Below are 21,766 nucleotides of genomic sequence, written 5' to 3'. Positions count from 1 at the left end.
CCCCGCCGGTTTGCCGGAGGCGGCATGGCGCGTGAGCTCTGGCTGATCCGCCATGGCGAAAGCACTGGCAATGTGGGGGCTGTAAGCAAGGACGCCTCCTCGGCGCCGCTTACCGAAGCCGGATGGCAGCAGGCCCGTGAGGTGGCGGCCAGGTTCGAACGGGCCCCGGAATTGATCGTGGTGTCGCCCTATCTGCGGGCACGCCAGACTGGGGCGCCGACGGCTGAGCGTTTCGCGGCGACGCCGATCGAAACCTGGCCGGTGCAGGAATTTACCTATCTGTCGCCCGTTCGCTGCGCAAATACCACGATGGAGCAGCGTCGCCCGCTGGTCGAAGCTTATTGGCGCATTGCCGATCCGGAGCGGGTCGACGGTCCCGGCGCCGAATCATTTGCCCGGATGCTGGAGCGTGTCAGGGCCACGGCCCGTCGTATAGAAGCGCTTGGGCTCGATCGCATCGCCATTTTTACGCATGGCCACATCATGCAGACTTGGCGCATGCTGGCCGCACGCCCCGATGCCAGCGATAGAACGGACATGAAACGCTATTTCACCGCTTTCCTGGGCCGTCCGATCGAGAATGGCGAATGGATGTCTGCGGACGCCTATGCCCGCGTGGCGCGGAGCTAGGGCCTGGTCCGGAAAGGGCTGAAACGCCACTTTTGTCATGCCCGGGCTTGACCCGGGCATCCTGCGGCCGTCGCCTGGGAGCTGGGTTGCCGGGTCGAGCCCAGCAATGACAAAGGATCGCCTCAGCGAGGACGATCAAGCCGTCGCGGTGACCTGGATCTCGACCAGCAGTTCCGGCGTGGCCAGGCGAGCTTCCACGGTGGCGCGAACGGGCAGATTGTTCATGTCGACCCACTTGTCCCAGACGGCATTCATCTGGCCGAAATGAGCGATGTCGCGCAGCCAGATGCTGGCCGTGAGCAGGTTCGACTTCGAGCTACCGGCTTCGGCCAGCAGGGCATCGATCTGCGCCAGGATGTCGGTGGTCTGCGCGGTGGTGTCGCCGCTGGTATCGGCAGCGGTGATGCCGGCCGTGGTGACGATGCCGTTGGCGACGACCGCCTTGCAGAAACGCGCGCCGGGATGGAGACGCTTGACCATGGGAGTGTCCTTCCTTGAAAAGTCAGGGCCCTCCTCTACAGCATCGAAATCGATTCAGGAATCGCATCCGCCGAGGAAACACTTGCCTGCGATCTTGATGGATGAACTGGCCGAACGCCTCGCTGTTTCCTACATCTCCTGTTAAGGCCGGTTGCTGCCAAATATTGACCTGTTCATTCGCATGAGGCGTTCACAATGTCCCTCACCCCTTCTCTCAGCCGCGCTGCCCGCGCTCTCCTGGATTTCGACGTTGCCGATCTGGTGAAGCGCTCCGGCGTGCCGAAAGTCATCATTGCCGAGTTTGAAAAGGGCGGACGAGTACCGCAGAGGCAGGACTTGGCGGCCATGTGCCTTGCCTTCGAAGAAGCGGGCATCCAGTTCCTGGAGGACGATGGCAACGGGCCGGGCCTGCGCCTGCGCCTCGGGGGGCGCCAATCCGGCCTTCGGCCGGAGGAACTCACTTCCGAAAACGACGATTGAGCCGTTGATCGCCGGCTTGGCGCGAGGGCCGAGCCAAGAGAGCAAGGCGGCGGGTCTGTTCCGGAGTCACGTGCGGAACAGACGGCCATGTGGAGGCATGACAGAAGGAGAGCAAGCAAGGTCGCAGGTTCGGTATCCGCCAGGAAATCGCTTCACCGAAATCGCCGCACCGCGATGACTGGGACATTTCGATTGAGACACATTGCTTTGACGTCTTCCTCCTCCGCCCCTCCCGTCGACATCCGCCGCGCCATCATGGCGATCATTGAAATGGATGGCGAGGATGCGCTGGCGCAATTGCGCCGACACTTCCCCAATGCCACGATTTTCCTGCTGACGGCCCAGCCGGGCGGCGCCGACGGCAAGCTGGTATCGGCCGAGCAGGTGGTCTCGGCACTCGAGACCTGGGCTGGCCCGGACCAGGCCCTGCACCTGACCCCGGTTCTCACCCCTCGCCAGCAGGACATCCTGGACCTGATCGTCCAGGGCAAGTCGAACAAGGAGATCGCCAGGGCGCTGGCCATCTCGCCCTTCACGGTGCGCAACCATGTCTCGCTGCTGCTGCGCGTCCTCAATGTTGCCTCGCGAGAGGAAGCTGCGAGCAAGGCCGCCGAAGGCGCCACCTTGCGCCAGTGACCGCCAGAGCGAATAGCGCCTCGGTCGACGCGCTATTCGCTTTGGAGCCGCATCACTGCGGCTTGGCGGCTTCGGGCAATTGTTCCACGCCCGGCAGCATATAGCCCGAGGTCACGCTCCCCGTAAGTTCGCCGCCCTGGCATTCGAGTGTGGTGTCTTCATAGCTGAAAGTCGTCTCGATGACGCCCTTCTGGCGATCGGTGACGCGGAACTGGTTGCCGACACGGGCCTGGTAGCGTGCATTTTGCGCGCCGACACGCACGATGCCGTCGCCGTCGACCAGTTTCTGGCGCGTGCGGTTTTCGCCATCGGCAACCGCTCCCTCGGCCACCCCTGCCATATCAGCCCTCTGAACGGTCTTCAAATGATCGAGGCAGGTCTCGAAATCAGCGAAATGCTGGGCTGGAACCGGACGAGGCGGCAATTGCCCGCTCGCAGATACGGAAGTGGCCCACAATCCGCCTGCAAGGCCCGCAAGCAGGATAGCGCCGATCCGTCTGAGGCGGCAGTGAAGAGAAGCCATAGGTTCATTCTCGGGTTTTGATCGCCTCAAACGGTTATGCCGATGGGCGGGTGGACACAACCAGTCTTGCCGCCCGTTTTCCCGTTTTGCGATTTCCCAGGAAACAGCAATTGACCTAAAGTAGCAGGACCATAGGAAACGGGTCGCGATCGGGTCATGCCCGGGGAACAAGAACCTCCCAAACAAATTGGAGGTTTCGGGCATGAGGTCTACACTCGAAAACAAGGTCGCGATCATCACCGGTGCCAGCTCGGGCATAGGCGAAGCGGCGGCACGCCTGTTTGCCGCCGAGGGCGCCGCCGTCGTCCTGTCGGGGCGCCGTCAGGATGCTCTCGACAAGGTCGCTGCCGAAATCGCGGCCGCCGGCGGAAGAGCTGTCACGGTGCCCGGCAACATCCGGGACGAGGACCACCAGATCGCTTTGGTCGAGGCCTCCCAGCGGCATTTCGGTGGACTCGACATTGCTTTCAACAACGCCGGTACCACCGGCGACATGGCGCCGCTGACCGAAATCTCCCTTGAAAGCTGGCGCGATACGCTCGATGTCAACCTGACCAGCGCCTTCCTTGCAGCCCGGCACCAGCTTCCCGCCATGCTGTCGCGCGGCGGCGGTGCTCTGGTGTTCACCTCGACCTTTGTTGGCCATACCGTCGGCTTTCCCGGCATGGCCGCCTATGCCGCCAGCAAGGCTGGCCTGATCGGCCTCACCCAGGTGATCGCCGCCGAATACAGCGCCAAGGGCATTCGGGCCAATGCACTGTTGCCTGGGGGTACGGATACGCCGATGGGGCGAAGCGTCTCCAACACGCCGGAGGCACGCGCCTTCGTCGAAGGGCTGCACGCCCTCAAGCGCATGGCCACGCCTGAGGAGATAGCCCGTTCCGCGCTCTATCTGGTCTCGGACCTGTCAAGCTTCGTGACGGGAACGGCCCTGCTGGCCGACGGCGGTGTCTCGATTACGAGGACCTAGCATGACGGACGCGTTGGCATGAAGGCGCGCAAGACATGTGGCGTGTCAGCCTCCGGCTGACATTTCATTGGGCGGCAAGTGCTTGGCTTTCAAGATGTCAGCCGGAGGCTGACACTCCCATCCTTCGAGAGGACGTTTTAAAGCTGCGCTCGCAATGACGCCAGCCCGATGTCTTGGCCAAATCACTGCCGCGGTGTCAGGCACCTTCGATGAAAGCCCGTCGCCGCACGATCTCGGCGGCGAGGAAATCGAGGAACGCCCGAATGCGCGGAGCGTCGCGAAGATCGGGATGGGTGAGTAGCCAGAGGTCCGCTCCAAAATCCGGATTGACCGGTCCAATACGCCGCAGCCCCGGCCGGGTTCCGGCGATGAAACAGGGCAGATGGCCGATGCCGATGCCGGCCTCGACGGCCTCGGCGAGGCCTAGTACGGAATTGACGCGATAGACGATGCGTTCCGGCGCTATGTGAGCCTTGACATAACGCACGGCCTTGAGCGTGGCGAGATTGTCGCCGAGCGCCACCCAGCGCCGGCGATGCAGCGTCTCCAGATCCGGCAGGCCGGGCTCGGGGAAATCCTCCACCCTGCCATAGAGCGCCCAGCCGATGCGGGCGACGCGCCGGCCGACCAGCGTGTCCGGCGGTGCGTCGGAGGCACGAATGGCGATATCCGCGTCACGCTTGGACAGATTCAACGCGGCATTCGACAGGATCACATCGAGTCGCATGCCCGGATAGGCCTCTGTGAACCGGGCGAGCAGTGGCGTCAGCAACTCCACAAGCAAGGTATCGTTGGTGGTTATGCGCAGTTCGCCGGAAAGGTCGAGTTCGCTACCGGCAAGCCTGCGCAGGACCGAGACGATATCCTCGTCGACGCGGTCGGCCAGCCCCGCCACGTCCTCGCCTGCTGATGTCAGCGTGTAGCCCGTACGGTGTTTTTCGAACAGGGTGACGCCTAGCGTCTGTTCGATCTGGCGCAACCGCCGGAAGGCGGTCGAGTGATCGATGCCGATGCGCGCGGCCGCCGCGGGCAGGTTCCTGGTATCGGCAACCGCCTTTACCAGACGCAGATCGTCCCAGGCCAAATTCGGAAAACCGTCCCCCACGACAAATTCCCTGGCGTCATCTTCAACCTATTCCACAGCTATATTACGTTTCGCCTCGACAATTCAATAGCCTGACACCCAACCATTTCATTGCATCAGCGCAATGGCAATTCCCGCCCTATCGGACCTATCTCTTTGGCGAGGGAACCGGCGTTCCCAACCGAAAGGAGTTTCGCCATGAGCGGCAAAGGCATCCATCACGTCACGGCCATTGCTGGCCCCGCCCAGCGCAACCTCGATTTCTACACCCGCATACTTGGCCTTCGTCTGGTCAAGAAGACCGTGAATTTCGACGATCCAGGCACCTATCATCTCTATTATGGTGACGAAGCCGGCCATCCAGGCAGCATCCTGACCTTCTTTCCCTGGAAACACGTTGCGCCCGGCCGTATCGGGCTCGGCGAGACACAGGAAACCGTGTTTCGGGTACCGGAAGGTTCGATCGACTATTGGACGCAACGCTTCGTCGTGAACGGCGTCGCCCATCAGCCGCTGACCAGACGTTTCGGCGAGCCCCTGTTGTCCTTCCAGGATCCGGATGGCATGCGCCTTGCGCTCGTCGCCGTGCCCGGCATCGAGAACGAGGCTGGATGGAACGGTGCCGGCATACCTGCCGATGCCGCCATCCGCGGGTTCCATGGTGTTAACCTCCTGCTGGCGCAGGCAGCTCCGACCGGCGCTATCCTCACCGATGTCTTCGGCTTCAGCGAGGTCGGGCGCGAAGGCAGCCTGGTGCGGTATCGCGTACCAGGCGGTGGAGCCGGCAGCATCGTCGATATCAATGAGGCGAGCGGTTACCTGCCGGCCCGCCTCGGCGGTGGCTCGGTGCATCACATCGCCTTTCGTGCAGCCGACGATGCCGAGGAGGTCGCAATGGTGCGTAAACTTGCCGAGAACCACCGCATCCGCACCACGGAGCAGAAAGACCGGAACTATTTCCGCTCGGTCTATTTCCGGGAACCCGGCCATGTCCTGTTCGAGATCGCGACCGATGTTCCCGGCTTTGCCGTGGACGAGCCGGCATCGACGCTCGGCGAAGCCCTGAAACTGCCAGCCTTCCTCGAACGCCGTCGTTCGGCCCTGGAAGCCACCCTGCCACGCCTGGAGCCAGGCGCGGCCTAAAGCTCTTTCTGCCCCGCCCCCCCGTTTCGATATGGCGGGAGCGCCGAACATCCCCATCACCCTCGATCCGAGGAGGCAATCACCATGACCATGACAACCCAATTGTCGCATATCCACCGCTTCGTTACGGGACGGGATACGAAGCGCCCGCCTCTCCTGCTCCTGCACGGGACGGGCGGCGACGAAAACGATCTCATCGGCTTGGGCGAACTCGTCGCGCCCGGCAGTGCCCTCATCTCCCCGCGCGGCAAGGTGCTGGAAAACGGCATGCCCCGCTTCTTCCGGCGCCTGAGCGAAGGTGTGTTCGATGAAGAGGATCTGCGCCGGCGGGCCGCCGAACTGGCAGGCTTCATTGCGGAGGCGCGTGAAGCCTATGGCCTCGCGGCGCCCGTCGCACTGGGCTTTTCCAACGGTGCCAATATCGCCGCGGCGCTCCTGCTGTTGCACCCGCAGGCTCTGGCCGGGGCGGCCCTGCTCAGGCCGATGACGCCCTTGCGATCGGCGCCTGCGGCGAATTTGGAGGGCAAGCCGGTGCTGATGCTTTCCGGAGCCGCCGATTCGATCGTGCCGGCTGCCGATGCCGGCACGCTGGCCGCTCTTCTGAGGGAACGTGACGCCGCTGTCCGCCACGAAACTCTCCCGGCCGGCCATGGCCTGACGCAGGCCGATGTCCAGCAGACCAAGGCCTGGCTCGCCGGCTTGTAGTGGCGTGGCAGAGGCCGTCTACCGGAGGCGAGGTCATCACAGCGCCTCCGGTAGAGTTCCGCCTGTTCGGTCGCTCAATCGTGAACCGGATAAGGTCCTTCCGCGAAAGCCCTGTCGTGGTAGCCCTTGCTGCCGACCTCGCCGGTGAGTGGGCTGCGGAAGTCCCGGCCCTCGCGCAGGCAGTCGAGCATGTGCCGGTAATCGTAGCGCGGATGCCAGCCGAGCTCCGCCCGTGCCCGGGCGTTGACATAGACCCGGTCGACCTCGGGAAACAGGCTCCAGCCCCGGGCAGCATAGAGCTCGGCACAATCGGGAAACAGGCGATGCACGAGGGCCGGCGCATCCACCCGCAGCACCGCGCAGTCCTCCGGCCCGAAAGGCGTCGTCGCCGAGACGATGTAGCGGCCGAAGCCCAGCGCCGGTGCCCTTTCTGCCGCCGCGATATGGGCATCGACCACGTCCTGGATGTCACAGCGGCGGTTGAGCAGCTCGTTGGCCTGGGCGTTGTCGGTGCTGTAGCGCTCCCGCATCTGTGCGTCGTCGTCGGCTTCCGGAAAGAAGCGCGAGGTGCGCAGCACGATGACGGGCAGGCGATGGCGGCGGGCAAAGAGTTCGCACAGGGTCTCCGCCGCGATCTTGCTGGCACCATAGATGTTCTTCGGGATCGGGATCACATCCTCGGTGACCCAGGCGGTCGGTTCGCCCGCTGCCGGCGTCAGGGCCGAGCCGAAGGTGCTGGTCGTGCTGGTGAAGACGAAGGATTCGACATCGGTGGCTGCGGCTGCCTCGAGCAGCGCGAGTGTCCCCTGGACATTCACGTCGAGAAAGTCCGGATAGCCATGGGTGGCCACATGCGGCTTGTGCAGCGTTGCCGTGTGGAGGACCGTACGCACCCCCGGCAGGTGGCGCTGGACGAAAGCGCGATCGCCGATCGAACCCACGGCATCGGTGAAGGGCGAGGCCTTGATGTCGAGGCCGATGGCAGGCCGGCCCGCCGCCCGCAAGGTGCGCATCAGCCCCTCGCCCAGATGTCCGGCGCTGCCCGTTACCAAGATCGTCATGGTGAAGTATCCGCTATTGGCATTCGGCGCCGATGACTAACGATCGCAAGCTGGGCTGGCCACGCATAAAATATGCAAGCGCGCGAGGTCAGCCGATGGTAGTGACCAGCCGTCCCGCGCTGCCGTCCGCCAGCGCCACGCGTTCCCACAACACACGGCTCGGTTCGATCGGCAGGACAGCATCATGATTGGCTCCCGTCTCCAGCGTCAGCGAGGCCAGATAGCCTTCATGCCAGCCGCGCGCGAAGAGCCCTTCCTCCGCCGCCAGGATTTCATCCGAGGCGTAGGGTAGCAGTGACCTGCCGATCAGTTCGGGCAAATCGGCATGCCATTCGGCCTGCCGCGGCTGGGAGGCGGCCAGCAGGCGATGGCTATCGTCGCAGATGAGATGAACCTTGGCACTCGAAGACGTTACCAGGCGCTTCAAGGCGGCATCTCCAGCCGAAGCCGGTGATGCGGCAAGCAGATCCAGGACCATCGCCCAGCGATCTGGCCCGAGCGGCATGCCGCCTCTTTCCCAGCGGGAAATACTGGCCTGGTCCACGCCGAGCAATTCCGCCAGGTGGCTCTGCTTGATGCCCCTGAGCATGCGTAGCCGGCGTAAGGCACGTCCCTGCTCGATCGCGTTCATCGCTGCAATCTCTCCCTCATGCCGGCAATGATGAAGCTCAGTCCGCGTTCGAACGCCACCTCGAAGCCATCCCGATCGAAAGTCTCCATGGCCTCTGCCAGCAGAGGCGATGTCCCTGCCGGAGGAGGCATGTCACCGCGCTCGGCCTTGTCCGCCTGCGCCGATTGCTGCTCCATCACCGAGCCGACCACGAAATAGCTGATGGTCATCAGCGCATAGGTGGTGTCGGCCGTGGTGAACCCGGCCTCGGTCAGGCAGCGCAGTTGCGTCTCCGCATTTGCGGTTTCCGACCCGTTGGGCCTGGTACCCGCATGGATGCGCGCACCGTCACGATAGGAAAGCAAGGCCTTCCTGAAACTGCGGGCATTACCGGTGACGAAGGAACACCAATCATCACCCGGCTTCGGCACCGCATGCGTATGCCGTTCGGCAAGCATGGCATGGGCCAGGGCATCGAGCAGGGCCCGCTTGTTCTTGAAATGCCAATAGAGCGCCGGCTGCTGCACGCCGAGATGGTCGGCCAGCTTGCGGGTGGTCAGGCCATCGACACCGACCTCGTTCAAGAGATCGAGTGCGGCTCGAATGACCTTTTCGCGCTGCAGCTTCGCCATGGCGTCCTTCCCCAGCATCGCCTCCAGAAGGCGCCGGCCTCCGGAACGGCGATGCGGCCATGGAGAACTACCCCATCGATCCCGATTCAGTAAGCCGGGTCCGTTCATCACCGGCTTGACCATTTATCAACGATAAGTTTTATGACGTAATTTATCAATGATAAATTCATATCGAACGGGCCCCCGCGTGCCGATGACAACCAAATTCGCCTTACCGCTCATACTGGGCGTCGTCACCCTCGATGCCATCGGCATCGGCCTGGTCATGCCGGTCTTGCCCGAACTCCTGCGCAATCTCGTCCATGCCGATGCGGTGGCCGGACATTATGGCGTGTTGCTGGCCATCTATGCCCTGATGCAGTTCCTGTGCGCGCCAGCCCTCGGGGCCCTGTCGGACCGTTTCGGCCGCCGCCCCGTGCTATTGGCTTCGCTGGCGGGCGCGACCGTCGACTATGCCATCATGACGACGGCACCGGTCTTGTGGGTGCTCTATGTCGGGCGGGCCGTTGCCGGCATCACCGGTGCGACAGCGGCCGTGGCTGGTGCTGCAATCGCCGACATCACGCCGGAGGATCGGCGTGCGCGGCGCTTCGGCCTGATGAGCGCGTTCTTCGGCCTCGGCCTGGTGGGCGGGCCCGCCCTCGGTGGCCTGCTCGGGGGCTTTTCCCCGCATGCCCCCTTCCTGATGGCTGCCGGCCTGAACGGCCTCAATGGGCTACTCGCTCTCCTGCTCCTGCCTGAAACCCATAGAGGCGAGCACCGGCCTCTCTCCCGAGCGGCCTTCAATCCCATTGCCTCCTTCCGTTGGGTGCGTGGCTTGCCGGTGGTAATGGCCCTGATGGCGGTGTTCTTCGTCATGCAACTGGTCGGCCAGGTGCCTGGGTCGATCTGGGTCCTGTTCGGCGAAAGCCGCTTCCATTGGGATACGGGCACTGTGGGGCTGTCCCTGGCCGCCTTCGGCATTCTCCACGCCGTCGCCCAGGGGTTCGTGACCGGCCCCTTGGCCCAATGGCTCGGCGAAGACCGTGCCATCATCCTCGGCATGTCCGCCGACGCACTCGGCTATGTGCTGCTGGCCTTCGCCACGCAAGGCTGGATGGCATTCGCCATCATGATCCCGCTGGCGGCAGGAGGCATCGGCGCACCTGCCCTTCAGGCCATGTTGTCGCGGGAGGTCGGCGAGAACCATCAAGGCCGGTTGCAGGGATCGCTATCGGCCCTCACCAGCCTGACATCCATCATCGGCCCCCTGCTCTTCACCGCGATCTACTCTGCCTCCCTGGCTTCCTGGAGCGGCTGGGCCTGGCTGGCAGGTGCCCTGCTCTATCTCCTGTGTCCCCCATTCCTGAAACGGTCGGTCCCCGCCAAGGCTTGAGCAATCGACTTCGTCCGGACAGTGCCCACCAATGCCGCCATACCCGGCCGCCAAAGTCCTGCGGTTTTTCGCTGCGGGGGGCACATTCCGCTTGGTTCCGGCGCAGCTCGAATTCTATCCTCAGACGATTCGACTCGATCCGGGCAAGACGTGCATCGATGAGGGAAGATCTTGCCGTAATCTCTTGTTCAAAAACGATTTTGCGTCTTTCGAAAATTTCGTCGGATTGCAGAACGCCGGAGCGGAACGACCATGCATCTATCCATGTGGACCTATCCCTGGGACATCCAGGACCAGGGGCTGGCCGGAACTGTCGCGGACCTGCGGGATCGCGCCGGCCTCAACACGATCTCGCTGGCGACGTCCTATCACGCCGGCCGCTTCCTGCAGCCCCGCAGCCCTGTCGGAAAGGCCTATTTCCCCGAGGACGGCACGATCTATTTCAGGCCGGATGAACGGCTGTGGCAGGGCAAGGAAATCCGGCCGCTGGTGGCGCGAAACCTCGCCGAGCGCGGCGACATGCTGGCAGCCCTGGTGGAGCAGCGCGCCCTTGGCGGCCCCCGGGTCTCCTGCTGGACGGTGTGCCTGCACAATACGCGGCTCGGCATGCTTCATCCCGGCCACGTCACGCGCAATGCCTTCGGCAACCCCAACTACTACAATCTGTGCCCGTCGAGCCCGGCGGCGCGCGATTATGTGGTGACCTTGGTCGAGGATGTCACGCGGACCTACAAGCCTGACATGCTGGAACTCGAAAGCCCGAATTTCATGGGTTTTGCGCATGAATATCATCATGAGAAGGATGGCGTCGGCCTGAATGCCGAGGATGACTTCCTGCTGTCGCTCTGCTTTTGCGGCCACTGCCTGGCAAGGGCTTCGCGGGCCGGTGTCGACGGGGCGGCCGCACGCGAGACCGTGCGGCGCTTCATCGTCGATTTATGCGAGCGAGAAACCCCGGAGCGGCAATTCCCAAACTTTCCCGCCACCGGCATCGATGCCTTCAAGGCCTGGCCCGAACTGCATGCTTTCCTGGCCTGGCGCAGCGAACCGGTGACCAGCCTGATCCGCGAGATCCGGCAGAAGGCCGATCCCTCCACCAAGATCGTACTGATCGACCTCAAGGATGGCTGGCTCGGCGGCGTCGATCACACCGCCGTGGGCGAGATATGCGACGGCCTCATCCTGTGCTGCTACGACATGTCGCCCGACGAGATCGGCGAGGTGCTTGCCGCGGGCCGCAAGACCCTGGCTCCCGGCAAATTCCTGGGAGCCGGTTTTCGGGTGTTCTATCCGGAGAACCGCAGTGCCGCCGACCTGGTCGCGCGGGTGCAGGCGGCCGTGGCCGCCGGTGCCGAAGGCATCAATTTCTACAATTACGGCCTGATACCCGCCAAGCGGCTCGATTGGGTACGCGCCGCCGTCACCGCTATCGCGTCGAAAGTCGACAGCTCCTAGAGCACCCTGCCCGGCCGCTCGCCCGTCTGGCGCCCCTCGGCAACCACGGTTCCGCCGTTTACCCAGACATGGGAAATGCCGGTCGGCAATTGGGTCGAGTTCTCGAAGGTCGCTCGGTCGGTGATGGCGTCCTCGAACAGCACGAGATCGGCGGCAAGTCCGGGACGGACCAGGCCCCGGTCCGAGAGCTGGAAGCGCTGCGCGGCCACGGACGTCATGCGGCGCACGGCGTCTTCCAGGCTGAACCAGTCCTTGTCGCGCCGGAGCGGCCCGGCAATGCGCGGGAAGGTGCCGAAGGCGCGCGGATGCGGCTTGGAGCCCGGCCGCGGCAGGCCATCGGATCCGGCCATGTAAAGCCGATTGCAGCAGGCGGCGTGCAGATCGTCCTCATCGAGCTGGAACAGGATGATGCCGGTCTGGCCGTCATCCTCCTCGACGAAGCGCAGCATCAGGTCGAAAGGCGTGACACCGAGCTCACCCGCGGCCTTCTCCATGTCGAGGCCTTCCAGGCGCTTGAGCTCGGCGCTGCCTACGGCGGACAGGCGGACATTGCCCCAGCCGATCAGCGACACCTTGCTCTGGCCATGGAAGGCAGGGCCGCCATGTTCGACCCATTCGCGCAGGATTGCCAATTGGGTGGGATCGCGCAGGCGGGCCTTGAGGCCATCAAGCCCGCCATCCATGGCGGCAGGCGGCAGCAATTGCAGCAGCCAGGTGCTGCCGGCCGGATAGGGATACATGTCGAAACTGATGTCGATGCCTTCGCAGCGCATGCCTTCGAGCAGTTCGATCGCCGCCGGGATCTGGCCCCAGTTCGGCCGGCCGGCCGATTGCAGATGCGACAGCAGGCCCGCCGAACCGGAATGCCGGAGAATGCCGCCGAACTCGCGGATGGCATCCATCAGGCCGGCCTCATAGGAGCGGACATGGGCTGCCAGCACCTTGCCATGGCTGCGCACGGTGTCTCCCAGCGCAAAGAGTTCGTCCTCCTCGGCAAAGGCGCTCGGCGGATAGACGAGGCCGAGCGAGAGGCCAGCGGCGCCCTGGTCGAGCTGGGCGGCGAGCAGCGTGCACATTGCTTCGATCTCGGCGGGGCTGGCCGGGCGGCGCTCATGACCCATCACCGCGAGGCGAAGCGCGGCATGGCCGACCAGCGACACCAGATTGAGTGCAATGCCCTCCCCCGTCAGCGCCTGGCGATAGCCATCGAGGTCGGCGAAGATCTCGCTGTCCAGGGTCTCGCCGAGCAGGCCGGAGAAATGCAACCGCAGATTTTCGCGCGAAGCCGGCACCGCCGGATAAAGCGAGAAGGAACAATTGCCGACCACGATGCTGGTGACGCCCTGCAGCGCCTTTTCCGGCCGGTCCCGCTCGCGTAGGAAGATGAGGTCATCATGGCAATGGGCATCGATGAAGCCGGGCGCGAGATAGCGCTCGGCCGCATCGACGATCGCGGCCCCATCGCCGGCCTTGAGGTCCTGGCCGATACGGGCAATGGCGCCGCCCGAAATCAGCACGTCGCCGCGATACCAGGGCGCTCCCGTGCCGTCGATGATGCGTGCGCCCCGGATGAGTGTATCGGCCATGACGCCTGGTCCTTTCTGGAGCAAGGAGCGTTGGGAGGAAACACCACCTTGCCTATGCCCTTTGCCTCGACGTGTTTACGCCTCTTGGCGATTCCACCAAATCGCAAAACGCCTCAATCCTCGATCGGTTCGGCCACCTGCATCAGGCAGTCGCCGGCCTGGCTGTCGCAATGCAGCCGATGCGAGATCACGATGCCGCCCTCGGCGAAGCGCAGCGCTTCCTCCGGCTGTTCCAGGCGTTCGAGATCGTGATACCAGCCGGCAAGGTCGCCGGCCGCAACCCGGGCCCCGAGTTCGACGGCCGGCTCGAACCAGCCTCGACGCATGGCATAGATGCCCTGGCTATGGCGTGAAAGCGACAGCAGCTGCAAGCCCGGCTTGGCGCTGATGTCACTGCCCAGCAGGGGACTGTCGATGATGCCGAGCGCCAGCATCAGATTGTCGATCGATCGCGCCGTGAACGCCATGCTGGCCGGCGTCACCGTGCCCCCGCCGCCGAACTCGCCGCTGAGGCCGATGATGCCGGCGCGCATGGCGGCTCCCATGGAGGTCGGCGAATGCAAACCATTGTCGGCGATGAAGGCATGGCTGGGTGCCATCGCCCTGAGCAGGGTCTTGGCGCGAATGGAGCGCTCCGCGTCAGGCTGGCGCTCGATCAGGGCACAATGAAGATGCGCCATGGAGGTGCCGCCGGAATGAATGTCGAGCAGCACCTCGTGGCGCGGGAACAGTTCGTGTTCGAGGAAATAGGCGAGCCGCGCGGTCGGCGTTCCCATGGGATCGCCGGGAAAGGCCCGATTGAGATTGCCGCCGTCGAAGGGCGAGCAGCGCCTGGCTGCCATGACGGCGGGCAGATTGGCAGCAGGCAGGACGGTGACACTGCCCCGGATCGCTGCCGGATCGATGCGCCGCATCAGGCGCGCCAGCTGCAGTTCGCCCTCATATTCGTCGCCGTGATTGCCGGCCATCAGCAGGAGGCTCGGCCCCGCCCCGTTCCGCACGCGCAGGATCGGGATCTTGATCTGATAATAGGGTGAGCGATCGATGGAATAGGGAATGCTCAGATGGGCGCTCTGGCGGCCATCGGCGTCGAAATCCAGGGTATGGACGAGGCCGCTATGCATGGCGGAGAGCTTTCTACAGAGCCGCGATGGCCGTCATCTCGACCCGCAGATCCGGGTCGGCGAGCCGGGCCTCGACGCAGGCGCGCGCCGGCGGATTGGCCGGATCGATCCAGGCATCGTAGACGCCGTTCATGGCGTCGAAGTCGACGATGGCGGGCAGGAAGACATTGACGGCCAGAAGGCGCGAGCGATCCGTGCCTGCTTCCTTGAGAAGAGCATCGATCTTGGAAAGTACGTCCAGCGTCTGGGCCTCGATGCCGGCCTTGCGGTTATCGGCAACCTGGCCAGCGATATGGACGAGACCGGCATAGCTGACCGCTTGGCTCATGCGCGAGCCTTTCTGATACCGCATGATCATTTTTACGTAATCCTTTGTAAAGTCGTGAAAATATGGGTCCCTTCGAAACCTTAGCCGAAGGAGGTGGCAAAGACGTCGGTCACCGTGACATCGGCATCGAGGCCATAGACGAGGGCATGCCGATCGAGGCAGGTGCAGGGGTGCGACAGGCCAAATTCGACGACATCGCCGATGCGCAGATCCGCGCCGCCGGTCGTGACGAAGGCGTGCTGGTCGTTGAGGCGGGCAACCGCCACGGCATCGAGAGCGCCGATACGGCGTCCCTCGCGATAGAGCGCCAGTGGGCGTGGCAGTCCCTGATCCATGGCGACGTCACGCAGGCCCATGCCGCAGATCGCCAGGCCGGGTTCGGGGCGCGACAACACCTCGGACCAGATGCGAAGAACGGGCTTGAATCCCTTGGAGGCGCTAACAATTTTACTTGACAATTCGAAGCCGGAGCGAGCGTCGAGGGCCGCAAGACCGCGCTCATAGACCCCGTGGTCGTGAAAGAAGATCGCGCCGCTGCGCAGGACCAGGGTGGTGGCAGCATCCCGGCCGCCGATCGGCCGAAGACCCGCGATGACCCGGTCGAAAAACACCGAACCGCCGGCTGTCAGGATCAGGGGGCGTTCCATTCCGACACGGCTGCGGACGAGCTCGTGTGTCGCGACCGTTAGAGACATCAATTCATCGATGCGGCGGATGCTCTCTTCCGGATCGGCCGTCGCGGCCGCGCCCTCATAGGCACCGATGCCGCTCAGACCGATGCCCGCGTTCTCGCCCGCCAGGATCGCGTCGAGAACGGCGCTTGCAGCCTCGATCGTCCGGGCCCCGGCTCGCCCGGCCCCGACTTCCAGCAACAGGCCGAGAGGCGGCAGGTCGTCCCGCCCGCGCCAGGTCTCCAGCAGGCTCGCAGCCAGTTCCGGCGAGTCGACGAAAACATGCAGCCGCGCTTCCGGATGTCCGGCGAGCAGCGCTGCTAGGCGCCTGACAGCAGCCTCGCCACCGATCTCGTTGGCCAGGATCAGTCGATCGAATCCGGCCTTGAGCAGCACGGAGGCCTGGCGGATATCGGCGACGGTGGTGCCCCAGGCTCCGGCCTCGACCAGCACCCTGGCGAGAGTCGTGGACATCGGCGTCTTGGCGTGCGGCGCAATCGCCACGCCATGGTCGCGGACGTAACGCATCATCAGCTCAACGTTGCCCTCGAAGGCCGGCCGGTCGAGCGACATGAGCGGCAGCGACATGGTGCCGTCATAGGGCTTCCAGCCCTGCCGGCCAATTTCGGCGAGCGGCAAGGGTCTATGGCCGGCAGGAAAGCCCCGCACGCGGTCATCGATGGCATCGAGGGAAAGATGGAGGTCGGACATGGGTCAGGTTTCGCTGGTGGCGGCTTTATCGAGACCGAGACGGTAGGCCCGGTCGGCGGTGGCAAAGAAAAGGTCCCGCTGTTCATCCGCGCTGAATTCGGAGGCGACGGTTCGAAAAGCGTCATAGACCTCCGCGAAGCTTGCATGCAGCCCAGCCACCGGGAAATCGCTGGCGAACATGGCGCGCCGCGGACCGAAACAGGCAACGCAGTGCTCGATCACCGGCCTGAGGCTGTCGAGGCTCCAATCTCTGTCATAGGCGACGAGGTCGGAGATCTTGACGAGGACGTTGTCGGCCCGTCCCAGCGCCTGCAGGCCCCGCCGCCACAGCGCCATGCCCTCCGGGCTGCGGTCGGCCGGGCTGCCGCAATGATTGAGCACGAACAGCGTGTCGGGAAAATCTGCAACCAGACCGAGGGCTTCTTCCATTTGCCAGGGAAACAGCATGAGGTCGAAGGATAGGCCGAGTCGTGTCGCCTGGCGCAGGCCGTCGCGCCAGCGCGGATCGCCCATCAGGTCCTTCGAGCGGACGAAACTCTTGGCGGGTTCCGGATGCCAGCTGACGATGTCCCTGATACCGACCACCAGGCCGTTTGCCGTTTCCGCCTCCAGCAGCGTGGCAGCGTCGGGACGATTGAGCGGCACGCGCGCCACCATGCGCCGTGCCACACCCGAATTCCTGTCGAGGCTTTCAAGCCAGCGGCTTTCCTCCAGGAGATATTCGGAAGACCAGCCGGCCTCGACATGTACGGTGGCGACGATGCTCTGCCCGGCGGCATCGGCAAGATAGTCGGCGACACCATAATTGCGCCGGATCGGCGCGAGGCTGCCGAACACCAGTTCCCTCTCTTCGCCCTCCGGGGGGCGCAACCACGGGTGGCGCCCCAGAGACAGGTCCCAGAGATGATGATGCGGGTCGATGACCGGCCCGTCATAGCGGCGGGTCATCGGCGCGCCTCACGCCCTGAAATCAACAGCAGGGCCAGGATCAATGAGCCAAACATGATCGAGCGCCAGCCCGGCGAGGCATTCACCACCGTGATCAGCGCCGTGGTGGTCACCAGCAGGATGGCGCCCGGGATGGTGCCGGCATAGCTGCCCTTGCCGCCGAGAATGGAGGTACCGCCAAGCACCACCGCGGCGATCGACATCAGGAGATAGGGATCGCCGATGCCGACATAGCCCTGGCGGTTCATGCCGAGGATGAGGGTGCCGGCGAGCCCGGCAAAGAAGCCGGACAGGGCATAGAGCAGCAGCGTGTTTCTGACGACGCTGACGCCCGACAGCCGAGCCGCCACCGGGTTGGCACCCAGGGCCAGGAAGCGCACGCCCATCGGCATGCGGTGCAATAGCACGAGTACCGCCAGCGACACGACGATCCACAGCATGATGCCGGCGGGAATGCCGAGCGGCCGTGCCGATCCCAACCAGATCACGGCCTTGTTGGTCACGGACACGGCGCTGCCACCGGCGACGATCACCAGCAGGCCCTGCAGGAAGGTCGCCATTGCCAGGGTCATGATGATCGGCGGCACGCGCAGGAAGGCAGCGCCGGCGCCGTTGAGCAGCCCGATACCGGTGGCGATCGCCAGGGCCCCGACGATGCCGATCAACCCCGAAGCGTCCCAGCCCGGCGAGATCAGCGGCAGCATGATCGCGGTCACGGTGATCACGGCACCGACCGAAAGGTCGATGCCGCCCATGATGATCACCAGGGTCTGGCCGGCGGCCACAATGCCGATCACGGCGGCCAGTTCCAGAAGGTAGCGCAGATGGCCATAGGCGCCGAAGCCGCGCAGGCTGAGGCTGGCGACGAGCCAGACCAGCGCCACCAGGATCAAGGTGAGCAGTGCTGGATTCCTGAAAAGCCCCCTGACAGTGGCGGACAGATTGCTCATTTCCTCCTCCAGCGCGCGGAGAGTTCGGGAATGGCCACGGCCCCGACGATGATCAGGCCCTGGGCGACATATTGGGCGACCGGGGGGAAGCCGAGGAAGAACATCACGTTGATCATCACCGAGAGCAGCAGGCTGCCGCAGATCGCGCCACGCATGGTGCCTTTGCCGCCGAGAAAGCCGACGCCGCCCAGCACCGCTCCGGCGATCGAATTCAGCGTGAAGGGATTGCCGATGACGGGGTCGCCCGATCCGGTCTGTGCCGCCACGAAGAGGCCGGCGAGGACGGCGAGGAGGCCGGAGACGGCGAAGGAAATCACCTTCACCCTTTCCGCCGGCACGCCCGAGCGATAGGCGCCGACCGGATTGTCGCCGGCGGCATAGATGCCGAGGCCGGTCGGCGTGGCCAGGAACAGCTTCCAGGCCACCAGCACGATGAGGAGCAGGACGAAGGCCGTCGGTCCGTCGCCGGCCAGGAATTCGGAGAACCAGGGCGGCACGAAGCCGCCGGGCCGCGGCAGGATCAGCAAGGCGACGCCGGTGATGATGAAGGAGCCCGCCAGCGTGACGATGATGGCCGGCAGGCGCAGATAGGCGACGATCACGCCGATCAGGCTGCCTATCGCCAATCCAGCCAGGGCGACCAGGACGATGCCGCCGACCGAACCGGCCGGCCCGCCCATCGTCGTCGCGGCGATTACCGCCCCCAGGCTCACCATCGGCCCGACCGCCAGGGTGATGCCGCCATTCAGCATCAGCAGGGCCTGCGCCATGGTGACCAAGGCGAGCGGGAACCAATTCTGGGTGAATTTCGAAAAGCCGCCGAGGCTCAATATGCCGGGAAAGAGCCAGGCATACAGCAGCAGGAAGAGGGCCACGACGACATAGAGGCCACCAAGGCCGCGATTGCGGCGGCGCTGGACCGCCATGTAAAGGCTGGACGAAGAGACGGTACTGCTCATGCCGCAGCCTCCCGTTTGGAGACGCCCATGGCGGAGCCGACGATGGCTTCCTCGGAAATCGCATCCCGATCGAGCATGGACACCGCCCGCCCCTCGCTGAACACCACGACCCTGTCGCACAGATGCACGAGTTCGGGGGTATCCGAACTCAGCAGGATCACCAGCTTGCCCTCGGCGGCAAAGCCCTGGAGCATCAGATAGATCTCTCTCTTGGTTTCGATATCGACGCCGCGCGTCGGGTCGTTGAGCAGTAGCACCGAGGGATCGAGCGGCAGCCATTTGGCCAGCGCCACCTTCTGCTGGTTGCCGCCGGACAGGGCCTGGACCGGCCGGGCGGTATCGCCCTTGATGGTGAGGCGCTTGGCAAGCTCGGCCACCATCGAGCGCTCCCGCCCGCCATCGCGCAGGCCGCGCCGTGTCTGCAGGTCGAGGGAGGGCAGCAGCAGATTGGAGGCGATGGAATGGGGCAGGATCAGCCCCTCCTTCTTGCGGTCGGCAGGCACATAGGCCAGGCCGGCCGCATTGGCGGCGCCCACCGTGGAGAACAGCCCAGATCTGCCGCCCAGACTGGCACTCCGCGCCGAGGCGGGAATGGCGCCATAGAGGCCGAGCAGGAAATCCTCCTGCCCCTGCCCCACCAGGCCGCCAATGCCGACGATTTCGCCGGAACGGGCGGCAAAATCGACGTCGCGCACCATGCCGGCTGAAAAGCCCCTGACATGGATGCGTTCCTCGCCGATGGTCCGTGGCGTCCAGGCCGGGAAGAGGTCGCCGGCCTCGCGCCCGACCATCAACTTGACCAGCCCCTCGGAATCAACGCCGGCCAGCGGCTGGTCGGCGGTGACCACGCCGTCCTTCAGCACGGTGACATGCGAGCACAGGGCCCGCACCTCGTTGAGGCGATGCGAGATGTAGAGGAGCGCCAGGCCCTCCTCGCGCAGCCTGCCGATCAAACCCGCCAGGATGCCGGCTTCATGGCCCGACAGCGAGGAGGTCGGCTCATCCAGGATCAGCACGCGCGGACGGCGGAACAGCGCCTTGGCAATCTCCACCATCTGCCGGCGGCCGAGCGCGAGGTCGCCGACCAGGGTGTCCGGTGCTTCGGTCAGGCCGACAAGGCCGCAGACCTCCTTCACGCGCCGCTGCAGCTCACGGTAGTCCACCAGGCCGAAACGGCGAGGATAGGCGCCGAGGCCGATATTCTCGGCGATGGAGAGCTCGGGCGTGAGGCTGAGTTCCTGCTGCACGACGGCGATGCCGGCCTTGCGGGCGAGATCCGGGTTGAAGCGCGAGACGGACTTGCCGTCGAGCACGATCTCACCACCGTCCGGTGCCAGGGCACCGGACAGCAGGTTGATCAGGGTCGACTTGCCGGCGCCGTTCTCGCCCAGCAGGGCATGAACCCGGCCCGGGCGCAGCGCGATGCTGACACCCTTCAGCACCGGGTTGCCGTAGAAGCCCTTCAGGACCTGGCGGGCTTCCAGCAAAGGCGGACGATCGGTCATGAAACAGACTCTCCGTGCGAACCTCGACGCCTACTGCGCCAGCAGCTTGTCGAAGAGCGCCCGGTCATAGTCGGAGTAGATGTAGCCATCCGCCGGGAACTTGTCGGCGCGGGCGAGATAGGAGTCGATATTGCTGTCGTCGATCACCGGCAGCGGTACCTTGACCTTGGCCGGGACGGTCTTGCCCTGCAATGCCTGGACCGCCGCATAGACCGAGAAAGCACCGAGCCAATTGGGCTGCATGGTGCCCCAGCCCTTCAACTTCTTCTCCTTCCACAGTTCCAGGAACTGGCGGGCGTTCTCGCCGGTGGTCGGCACCTGGTCGCGGCCCTGGCGGTCGAAGGCCAGCACCGAACCGGCCGACAGGGCGCCGCCGAGCGACAGCACACCATCGATCTGCGGATTGGCGAAGAGCAGGCTGGTCATCGCTTCCTGGGCGGGTGCGACATTATATTCGGTGTTGGTCTCGGTGATGATTTCCAGGCCCTTGTTGGCGTCGAGCACCGGCTGGGCGCCCTTGCGGCGGTCGTCGCTGACCGAAACGCCGGCCGGGCCGTTCATGATGATGATCTTGCCCTTGCCGCCGAGTTGCTTGACCATCCATTCGGCGGCCTGCTTGCCCCATTCGAGCGAATCCGTGTTGATCTTGGCGGTAAGATTGTCGGTGTCGACGAGGCTGTCGAAATTCATCACGGCGATGCCTTTGGCGCAGGCATCGGAGACGACGCGATCGAGCGCCGTGGACGAGCCGGCCTCGACGATGATGGCATCGAGATTGGCGTCGATCATCGACTGGATCTGCTGGATCTGGGTCTGGGCATTGCCCTGGGCGTCGGTGATCATCAGATCCTTGACCAGCCCCTCCTTCTTGAGCGCGTCGACTTCGCTGACAATGGTGCCTTCCGTCTGCTTCATCCAGGTCGGAACGGAATAGATATTCGCCCAGCCGATGCGATACGGCGCCTTGCGATCGCCCTTGACGCAGTTCGAGGCGGCCTGAGCCATGCCGGCCGTGGCAGCGAAGGCCAGCACGGCGAGACCGACTCCCGCCATCAAGGCGCGCCGATCGGTAAGTTTCCGCAGCAGTGAAGTCTTGATCATGTCGTTCCCCTCTTGTGAGCCAGCGGGGCTTGTTTGCAGCCTTGGCTCTTGCATGATGTACAATATACTGTACATATGGTCACAATATCGGACAACGCG

23 protein-coding genes are annotated in these 21,766 nt (G+C 64.5%); 8 read left to right on the top strand and 15 right to left on the bottom strand.

The features are described from left to right. Positions 1 to 24: 24 nt before the first annotated feature. The gene (locus U1R88_RS02950; RefSeq protein ID WP_322429892.1) at positions 25 to 630 is read left to right on the top strand and encodes a histidine phosphatase family protein; all 606 of its coding nucleotides are present in this window, start codon (positions 25 to 27) and stop codon (positions 628 to 630) included. A gap of 135 nt (positions 631 to 765) precedes the next feature. Here the strand turns inward: U1R88_RS02950 and U1R88_RS02945 are convergent, their stop codons facing one another. After that, complete coding sequence (locus U1R88_RS02945; RefSeq protein WP_322429891.1) at positions 766 to 1,110, bottom strand: RidA family protein; 345 nt, start codon at positions 1,108 to 1,110, stop codon at positions 766 to 768. A 195-nt stretch (positions 1,111 to 1,305) separates the two neighbouring features. On the opposite strand from U1R88_RS02945, the gene U1R88_RS02940 reads away from it, so the two are divergent. Together U1R88_RS02940 and U1R88_RS02935 are read left to right on the top strand one after the other, a co-directional pair. Further along, a complete protein-coding gene (locus U1R88_RS02940; RefSeq protein ID WP_322429890.1) occupies positions 1,306 to 1,590 on the top strand; it encodes a transcriptional regulator in 285 nt (94 codons plus the stop codon). Between the two features lie 207 nt (positions 1,591 to 1,797). After that, positions 1,798 to 2,226 (top strand): response regulator transcription factor, encoded by a 429-nt coding sequence (locus U1R88_RS02935; RefSeq protein ID WP_322429889.1) that lies wholly within the window; start codon positions 1,798 to 1,800, stop codon positions 2,224 to 2,226. A 52-nt stretch (positions 2,227 to 2,278) separates the two neighbouring features. Here U1R88_RS02935 and U1R88_RS02930 read toward each other — a convergent pair whose 3' ends face one another. Further along, positions 2,279 to 2,566 (bottom strand): hypothetical protein, encoded by a 288-nt coding sequence (locus U1R88_RS02930; protein ID WP_322429888.1) that lies wholly within the window; start codon positions 2,564 to 2,566, stop codon positions 2,279 to 2,281. A gap of 385 nt (positions 2,567 to 2,951) precedes the next feature. On the opposite strand from U1R88_RS02930, the gene U1R88_RS02925 reads away from it, so the two are divergent. Continuing rightward, on the top strand, positions 2,952 to 3,719 hold the full coding sequence (locus tag U1R88_RS02925) for an SDR family oxidoreductase (protein WP_322429887.1): 768 nt from the start codon (positions 2,952 to 2,954) through the stop codon (positions 3,717 to 3,719). A gap of 196 nt (positions 3,720 to 3,915) precedes the next feature. Here U1R88_RS02925 and U1R88_RS02920 read toward each other — a convergent pair whose 3' ends face one another. After that, complete coding sequence (locus tag U1R88_RS02920; protein ID WP_322429886.1) at positions 3,916 to 4,824, bottom strand: LysR family transcriptional regulator; 909 nt, start codon at positions 4,822 to 4,824, stop codon at positions 3,916 to 3,918. A 177-nt stretch (positions 4,825 to 5,001) separates the two neighbouring features. Between U1R88_RS02920 and U1R88_RS02915 the strand changes: the two genes are divergently transcribed. Further along, on the top strand, positions 5,002 to 5,946 hold the full coding sequence (locus U1R88_RS02915; RefSeq protein ID WP_322429885.1) for a ring-cleaving dioxygenase: 945 nt from the start codon (positions 5,002 to 5,004) through the stop codon (positions 5,944 to 5,946). Positions 5,947 to 6,030: 84 nt separating this feature from the next. Continuing rightward, positions 6,031 to 6,651, top strand: coding sequence for an alpha/beta hydrolase (locus tag U1R88_RS02910; RefSeq protein WP_425545377.1), 621 nt, complete (start codon positions 6,031 to 6,033; stop codon positions 6,649 to 6,651). Between the two features lie 74 nt (positions 6,652 to 6,725). Here the strand turns inward: U1R88_RS02910 and U1R88_RS02905 are convergent, their stop codons facing one another. The 3 genes from U1R88_RS02905 to tetR form a co-directional block, all read right to left on the bottom strand. Beyond that, a complete protein-coding gene (locus U1R88_RS02905; protein WP_322429884.1) occupies positions 6,726 to 7,712 on the bottom strand; it encodes an NAD-dependent epimerase/dehydratase family protein in 987 nt (328 codons plus the stop codon). An 88-nt stretch (positions 7,713 to 7,800) separates the two neighbouring features. Next, positions 7,801 to 8,343, bottom strand: a complete 543-nt coding sequence (locus U1R88_RS02900) for a helix-turn-helix domain-containing protein (protein ID WP_322429883.1) — start codon at positions 8,341 to 8,343, stop codon at positions 7,801 to 7,803. Beyond that, complete coding sequence (gene tetR / locus U1R88_RS02895; RefSeq protein ID WP_322429882.1) at positions 8,340 to 8,954, bottom strand: tetracycline resistance transcriptional repressor TetR; 615 nt, start codon at positions 8,952 to 8,954, stop codon at positions 8,340 to 8,342. Before tetR ends, U1R88_RS02900 begins: the two co-directional genes overlap by 4 nt. Positions 8,955 to 9,147: 193 nt before the next feature. Here tetR and tet point away from each other — a divergent pair, with 193 nt between their 5' ends. Together tet and U1R88_RS02885 are read left to right on the top strand one after the other, a co-directional pair. Further along, a complete protein-coding gene (tet, locus tag U1R88_RS02890; protein WP_322429881.1) occupies positions 9,148 to 10,329 on the top strand; it encodes a Tet(A)/Tet(B)/Tet(C) family tetracycline efflux MFS transporter in 1,182 nt (393 codons plus the stop codon). A 252-nt stretch (positions 10,330 to 10,581) separates the two neighbouring features. Next, positions 10,582 to 11,784, top strand: a complete 1,203-nt coding sequence (locus U1R88_RS02885; RefSeq protein WP_322429880.1) for a hypothetical protein — start codon at positions 10,582 to 10,584, stop codon at positions 11,782 to 11,784. Here the strand turns inward: U1R88_RS02885 and U1R88_RS02880 are convergent. The 9 genes from U1R88_RS02880 to U1R88_RS02840 all read right to left on the bottom strand — a co-directional run bounded on the left by U1R88_RS02880 (position 11,781) and on the right by U1R88_RS02840 (position 21,667). Next, entirely contained in the window at positions 11,781 to 13,370 is a 1,590-nt protein-coding gene (locus U1R88_RS02880; RefSeq protein ID WP_322429879.1) for an N-acyl-D-amino-acid deacylase family protein, read from the bottom strand. The genes U1R88_RS02885 and U1R88_RS02880 overlap by 4 nt on opposite strands. A gap of 113 nt (positions 13,371 to 13,483) precedes the next feature. Beyond that, a complete protein-coding gene (locus U1R88_RS02875; protein ID WP_322429878.1) occupies positions 13,484 to 14,494 on the bottom strand; it encodes a M14 family metallopeptidase in 1,011 nt (336 codons plus the stop codon). A 13-nt stretch (positions 14,495 to 14,507) separates the two neighbouring features. Continuing rightward, entirely contained in the window at positions 14,508 to 14,852 is a 345-nt protein-coding gene (locus U1R88_RS02870; protein ID WP_068282757.1) for a RidA family protein, read from the bottom strand. Positions 14,853 to 14,902: 50 nt separating this feature from the next. After that, the gene (locus U1R88_RS02865; protein ID WP_322429877.1) at positions 14,903 to 16,204 is read right to left on the bottom strand and encodes an alanine racemase; all 1,302 of its coding nucleotides are present in this window, start codon (positions 16,202 to 16,204) and stop codon (positions 14,903 to 14,905) included. 3 nt (positions 16,205 to 16,207) lie between these two features. Continuing rightward, entirely contained in the window at positions 16,208 to 17,152 is a 945-nt protein-coding gene (locus U1R88_RS02860; protein ID WP_322429876.1) for an amidohydrolase family protein, read from the bottom strand. Continuing rightward, positions 17,149 to 18,102, bottom strand: coding sequence for an ABC transporter permease (locus tag U1R88_RS02855; protein WP_322429875.1), 954 nt, complete (start codon positions 18,100 to 18,102; stop codon positions 17,149 to 17,151). Before U1R88_RS02855 ends, U1R88_RS02860 begins: the two co-directional genes overlap by 4 nt. Next, positions 18,099 to 19,061, bottom strand: coding sequence for an ABC transporter permease (locus U1R88_RS02850; protein WP_322429874.1), 963 nt, complete (start codon positions 19,059 to 19,061; stop codon positions 18,099 to 18,101). The genes U1R88_RS02855 and U1R88_RS02850 overlap by 4 nt, the downstream gene beginning before the upstream one ends. Further along, the gene (locus U1R88_RS02845; RefSeq protein WP_322429873.1) at positions 19,058 to 20,566 is read right to left on the bottom strand and encodes a sugar ABC transporter ATP-binding protein; all 1,509 of its coding nucleotides are present in this window, start codon (positions 20,564 to 20,566) and stop codon (positions 19,058 to 19,060) included. The genes U1R88_RS02850 and U1R88_RS02845 overlap by 4 nt, the downstream gene beginning before the upstream one ends. Before the next feature lie 30 nt (positions 20,567 to 20,596). Beyond that, positions 20,597 to 21,667: an ABC transporter substrate-binding protein gene (locus tag U1R88_RS02840; protein WP_322429872.1), complete on the bottom strand. Its 1,071-nt coding sequence runs from the start codon at positions 21,665 to 21,667 to the stop codon at positions 20,597 to 20,599. Positions 21,668 to 21,766: the final 99 nt, after the last annotated feature.

This window comes from Labrys sedimenti (genome assembly GCF_034424805.1).
Classification (GTDB): Bacteria; Pseudomonadota; Alphaproteobacteria; order Rhizobiales; family Labraceae; genus Labrys; species Labrys sedimenti.
The sequence above is the reverse complement of the archived record's forward strand: the minus strand, read 5'-3'. Positions and strand labels throughout refer to the sequence as shown.